The following is a 6761-nucleotide window of genomic DNA, read 5'->3' as shown; positions in this document are numbered from 1 at the left end:
TTTTTTTCATAATATTGCATTTCCGGATTATTAACAATTAATAATTCCTTTCGGGCAGTAAAAATGCCGGCGAAAGAATGTTGGCCTGATAATCACTTGAATGCTTTTCGACTTATTAATGCTGTTTATTAATAACAAAGACTTCTGATTATGAAAAGGTTTTTTACAGATCGGGTTAAAACCAGCCTGGCCATAGATTGTAACCATGCGATGGATGTAAGTCTCGTAAGCAAATACTCATGTATCTATCAGCCGACATTTACAGCATACTCATTATCAAAAAAGCCCTTACACCCTTTCCCGGAAGTTTGTCAGATTTTGCATAAAAGCAAAAACACCGAAAACGTGTCCTCAACCATTAAAAATTCATGCCAGACCTGCGGCAAGCTTTCACACATTGGTGAAAGTTTAAGCGAGAGCGGCGGCAAGTTTTCACACTTTGGTGAAAGTTCAAACGAGACCTGTGGCAGGCTTTCACATTTTGGTGAAAGCTTAAACGAGAGCTACTGCTCATTTTCACCTATTCGTGAACAAAATTACGGGTATATAAGCTTAAAGATTTAGAAAATTAATCATTCATAAATTTGTTTAATTACTTATAAATTAAGGTTATGGCAATACGGAAAATCCATTTAATCAATCTTCGCAACGAAGAACATTATCAGTTCCAGACTGATTTTAAGGGATTGGTTGATCGTTACACCCCTGCCGCTCTTGGAATAGAGGTGGCTTATGCCGTATATCTGGCGTTGTATGGCGACGAAGGCACGGCGCTGGATCTGATCCGCAAAAGTGCCGTAACCGAAAAAATAACCGAAGCCGACCTGTTGCGCGATATTACTTTCAGAGGGTTAAGGGACGCGGTAAAAGCTGCCGGCAATCACTTTAACCCTTCGGTAAAAGAAGCCGCCGCCCGCCTGCAAGTCGCGCTCGACCATTATGGCAACCTTACCCTGAAACCCTACGACGAAGAAACCGCCGCCATCGCCGCTTTGATAACCGACCTACGGACTACTTATGCTTCCGACGCCGCCTTAACGGGAATCAGCGACTGGATTAACGAACTGCAGGCTAATAACACAGCCTTCGATACCCTGAAAAAAGAACGTTATACCGAAGAAGCAGGGAAAACCCAATTACGTATGAAGGAAGTGCGCACCGAAATTGATGCTACCTTCCGCACCATTACCGACCGCATCAATGCACTCATTATAGTAAACGGCGAAGCTAAATACACAGAATTTGTAAACGAGCTAAACCAACGCATCGAAAACTACCAGAACTTACTTGCACAACGCCAGGGCCGGAATGCCAAGGCAAACGAAAGTGACTACGGTAGCGGCGGGGAGACCGAGCCAAAAAGTAACTAAAAACAAACCCCGGTCGGCTTTAACGAGCGCGGGATATAATAACTTAAATTTTTAAATTATGGATGTATTAATCGGAAACATCATGTGCTTTGCCTTCTCTTTTACGCCTTCCACATGGATGGAATGCAACGGGCAAACTTTAAACATCACGACTTACCAGGCGCTGTACTCCCTCATTGGCAACACCTTTGGAGGCAACGGCACGACCACGTTCTGCGTACCTAACCTGAATGGTGCATCGCGCCACAACGGGTTTATGAAGTTCTACATTGCTACTGCAGGTATTTATCCTTTGATGAATTAATTGAAGTAGTTTTTAACCAATTTAAAATGAAATTAAAATGGAATATTATTTAGGAGATATCCAACTATTCGCATATCGGTTTGTACCCCAGGGATGGTTGTTGTGCAATGGCACCGTACTGCAAATATTACAAAACCAGGCTCTGTTCTCGTTAATTGGCAATAAATTCGGGGGAAATGGCTCTAGCACATTTGCCCTGCCCAATATGACGAACGACTCACCCGTAGCAGGGATGAATTATTATATATGTATATCTGGCATTTATCCAATGCGCGATTAATAACAATTTAAAACATAAAAAATATGGATTACTTTATAGGAACTATTTTGCTTCTGCCTTACAGCTTCACACCTATGACGATGCTACTTTGCAACGGGCAGATTTTAAATATTGCACCCTACCAAACCTTATTTTCATTGATAGGCGCTACTTATGGCGGCGATGGAAAAAATACGTTTGCTGTCCCCAATATGCTGGGACAAGAACCTCAGCCAGGTATGAACTATTACATTGTTTATGAGGGGATATACCCAACACGCGACTAATAACGATAACTTGTTACAAGACTTATAAAAAAATTACAATGGGAAATATAGCATTAAATAGACCAACCACGGCAAACCATACTATTTTGCCGTATGCTGCATCACGGGCTGTTGATGGAAATCTGTCTCCATCGAACCGCTGGTTGAGCGATCAAATCCCGGCAACACTAATAGTGGACACGCAAGCCCAAAACCTTGTGAACCGTTGGGTAGTGAAACATCCTTCGATTATTACCTCGCCAAACAACGGGTGGAACAATTCAAATTATGCCAATATTGATTATAAACTGCAAGGTAGTAACGACAATGCAAACTGGGCCGATCTTGATGTGGTAACTAATAATTCGAACAGTATCACCGACCGTACTTTCGCACCGGTTGCCTACCGCTACTACCGGGTTTACATTAGTAAAGGTTTGCGCATAAACACTCAAACCACATCCATAATGGAGTTCGAACTGTATCAGGCTTACAACGCCCAACTGACCAATCTGGTCATTAGCGCCGGTACGTTAACTCCGGTATTTAATCCAGCAACTCTTAACTACTCAGCTACGGTAAATCCCGATGTGGCATCAATCAACGTAACGCCCACGGCACTATCGCCCGCAGCGGTGATCAAAGTAAACAACGTGCAGGTGACCAGCGGTAGCGCAGTCCCGATAGCGTTGGCTTTTGGCAGCAATACCATTACCGTGAATGTAACCGATGGTTCCGTTACCCAGAATTATGTGATCACGGTAACCCGTATTGGAAGTTGCTTAAGTTCGTTGACAGTACAAACCGAAGCAGGAGTAAATATTCCGCTTACTCCCACATTTGCAAGCGGAACGCAAGCCTATACCGCATCGGTAATCAATACCATTGGAAAAGTAACCTTTACACCTACCGCACAAAAAAGCACGGCTACCATTACCATAAAAGGAGAAACAGTTCAAAGTGGAGTAGTGTCGAAAGCTTTCGATATTGCAGTTGGCAGCAATGCAATCCCAATTGTGGTAACTGCCGATGGAGTAAGTTATACGTACACGATAACCATTACAAGAGCCAGTGCCGATGCAAATTTACTGCTCGATCATGTAGTGTTTAACTATTCAGGGCGTGGCATCACCCCAGGCAGTGTAACTGTAACAATGATCGATACTCAAACCGAATATTCGGTTACCGTACTAACAGGTTCAACAGCAGTAACGGTTTCGCCAACAGCTCGCGATGCCTCTGTAACTATAAAGGTGAACAATGTGCAGATACCATCGGGTGGAACATCGGGTTCAATACCATTGAATTCCTCGGGAACTACAGCAGTAACAATTGTTACAAGTTCACCTGGTGGATCAACGTCGAAAACCTATACGTTTACTATTTCAAAAGGAACTATTTAAAAATTAATACCAGCACCTGCTTCCCGGAAAACCGGGGGTAGGTGCTTATTTTATAACTAAAATTAATACAATATGAAACACGCATGTTTTACATTAATCACAAACCAGCATGGAAAAGAACTACATAACAATGAGTGCAACCGAATGAAAAACATGCGGGGTTTATTTCTTAAAAAGTGGGCGGGGATTGTTTGCTTTTTGCTGGTAATGTTGTTGTCTTCTTCTGCATTTGCAGTAGATAAACTTTACGTTTCAGGCATAACCGGTACCTATGCTACGGCAAATGGAGAATATAGTTATAACGGGGATAAATATGGCTATAATAGTTGGATATATATCAACGGTCCAAATACTTATTATATTTGTCATGACACTGATGGCTATTGGGACTTTTGCACAAATATTAATGATCCTGCTAGTAGTTATATATATACATCGCAAGATCAATCTACATTAAGCTCACCTACAGGAATTACAAATTGGTGTAATAATCAGTTTAATGATCCACCTCTTCAATGTAGTTTACCTATTTCGGTTAAAAGTTCTCAACCGGAAATTAATGTATTGGGGAATGGATCATCCATCGCAGATGGTAGCACTACCCCAACATTTTCAAATTATACTAAGTTTGGATCTGTTAATTATTCTTCAGGAACAGTTACCCGAACGTTTACAATTAACAATACAGGATTAACACCATTATTAATAACGGATGTAACTATAACAGGGACCAATGCGACAGATTTTACAATAACTACTTCACCTGCATCGAGTGTAGCAGCATCGGGATCTACCACACTGGCTGTTCGTTTCGATCCTTCAGCAACGGGAAGCCGTACTGCCATTATTACCATAAACAACAACGACTCCGATGAAGGCACTTACGATTTTTCCATCGAAGGTTATGGCTATACCCCTTCCAATCTAATAGCCTATAATATTACCACTCCTTCAGCAGCAAATGGTATTTATACCCATCAAGGCGTTTTAAATGGTCAGTATGAATATTGGAGACATTCATCGGGGTCTTATTATATATACAGGAAAGCTCCCGACGGCTTAAACTATAAGTGGATTATCGATTCGGACACCGATGTTTCGAGCTATTTATTTACCGATTATGGGACAAATGAATATTCACCTATTACCAATTCATGGATTGCATCTGTAGGTACCGGTTCTCCCAATGTAGTTTCTTATGTCGGTAACCCCGAAATTGTTGTTTACGGAAACTCTACGTCAATTTCCAACAACGATGCTACACCCAGCACAGCAGACTACACCCACTTTGGCACTGCCGAGGTAGGAACGAGCAGTATTTCACGCACATTTACCATTCAAAATGCAGGAGGAACTAATCTGCAACTCACCGGTTCATCACCTTATATCACAATTAGTGGAGCCAATGCTTCTGAATTTACCGTTACTTCCATTCCAACTACACCAATTTCTTCAGGTAACAGTACAACCTTTCAAATTACTTTTACCCCAACGGGCGAAGGGAGCAGAACCGCAATTGTTTCAATCGCCAACAACGATGGCGATGAAAACCCGTTCACTTTCTCAATTAAAGGAGGTGGGGTTTATGCCAAAGGTTTGACCGTTTCAGGCGTAACCGACTATGCCAATGTGAATGGCGATTATACCTATCAAGGAATAACCGATGGGTTTGCTATATGGGTACACACTTCAGGAACGTATCGGATTTATAATTACTTATACCCTTCACCTGAAAACCGGTACTGGTGTATTGATACGGATATGAACCCCGATAACGGTGTATGTTTTGCTTCGCCATCGTATAACTACGACCCTGCACCTATTGGAATTACTCCATCCAGTTGGGGGCTTGGGACAATCAGCGGACACACGTTCCATGGAGACCCGGTTGTAGTCTATTATGCGTCAGAAATGAATATTCAGGGGAATGGGGTTTCAATTACCAATGGAGATGCGACACCAATTACTACCGACTATACCGATTTTGGTTCAGTTTTAGCTTCATCTGGAACTGTTTCACATTCCTTTACCATTCAGAATACAGGGAAAGGGCCACTTTACCTAACCGGCTCAAAAGTTACCATCTCAGGTACAAATGCCAGCGATTTTACAGTAACAGCCCAGCCAACAAGCCCTGTGGCAGCAACCTCGGGTACTACCACTTTTACTATTCAGTTCGATCCTTCGGGAACAGGAATACGTACCGCAACAGTTTCTATAGCCAACGACGACAGCGATGAAAACCCCTACAATTTCAGCATCCAGGGGACAGGGTTAGCGGTACCAACGGTAACCACCCAAGCCGTTTCTGACATTGGCACCACTACAGCTACCGGCAATGGCAACATCACCAACCTTGGTGTTCCTAATCCTACGGCTCACGGAGTATGCTGGAATACTACCGGAGCACCCACTACTTCCGATTTCATTGCCAACAATGGCGGTGCCTCTGCCACCGGCGTTTTCACGGCAAATATGCTTGGACTAACTGCAAACCAGACTTACTATGTGAGAGCTTTTGCCACTAATTTGGCTGGAACAAGCTATGGAGGCGAAGTTTCGTTTACTACCAATGGCATTGCACCAATCGTAACCACCCAGGCCGTTTCTGACATTGGTACCACTACAGCTACCGGCAATGGCAACATCACCAACCTTGGTGTTCCTAATCCTACGGCTCACGGAGTATGCTGGAATACTACCGGAACACCCACTACTTCCGATTTCATTGCCAACAATGGCGGTGCCTCTGCCACCGGCGTTTTCACGGTAAATATGTTTGGACTAACTGCAAACCAGACTTACTATGTGAGAGCTTTTGCCACTAATTTGGCAGTAACAAGCTATGGAGGCGAAGTTTCGTTTACTACCAATGGCATTGCACCAACGGTAACCACCCAAGCTGTTTCTGACATTGGTACCACTACAGCTACCGGCAATGGCAACATCACCAACCTTGGCATTCCCAATCCAACAGCACATGGTGTATGCTGGAATACTACCAGTTCACCCACCATATCCGACGACAAAGTGGATAACAGTGCAGCCTCGGCTACAGGGGCATTTACGGCTTCCATGACCGGACTAATGCCAAATCAAACCTACTATGTAAAAGCCTATGCTACCAATACTGCCGGCACAAGTTATGGTGATCAGGTT

5 protein-coding genes are annotated in these 6761 nt (G+C 43.2%); all 5 read left to right on the top strand.

Going from position 1 to position 6761, the window contains the following annotated elements; translation table 11 throughout:
* Nucleotides 1-611: 611 nt before the first annotated feature.
* Nucleotides 612-1370, top strand: a complete 759-nt coding sequence (locus M0R21_13560; GenBank protein ID MCK9618849.1) for a DUF6261 family protein — start codon at nucleotides 612-614, stop codon at nucleotides 1368-1370.
* Nucleotides 1371-1428: 58 nt separating this feature from the next.
* Entirely contained in the window at nucleotides 1429-1674 is a 246-nt protein-coding gene (locus M0R21_13555; GenBank protein ID MCK9618848.1) for a phage tail protein, read from the top strand.
* A gap of 303 nt (nucleotides 1675-1977) precedes the next feature.
* Nucleotides 1978-2220, top strand: coding sequence for a tail fiber protein (locus M0R21_13550; protein MCK9618847.1), 243 nt, complete (start codon nucleotides 1978-1980; stop codon nucleotides 2218-2220).
* Nucleotides 2221-2258: 38 nt separating this feature from the next.
* Nucleotides 2259-3602 (top strand): cadherin-like beta sandwich domain-containing protein, encoded by a 1344-nt coding sequence (locus tag M0R21_13545; GenBank protein ID MCK9618846.1) that lies wholly within the window; start codon nucleotides 2259-2261, stop codon nucleotides 3600-3602.
* A gap of 72 nt (nucleotides 3603-3674) precedes the next feature.
* On the top strand, nucleotides 3675-6761 hold a 3087-nt coding region (locus M0R21_13540), incomplete at its 3' end, for a choice-of-anchor D domain-containing protein (protein MCK9618845.1).

This window comes from Lentimicrobiaceae bacterium, assembly GCA_023227965.1.
In the GTDB taxonomy this organism is placed as follows: Bacteria; Bacteroidota; Bacteroidia; order Bacteroidales; family JALOCA01; genus JALOCA01.
This window is presented reverse-complemented; position numbering and strand designations above follow the sequence as displayed.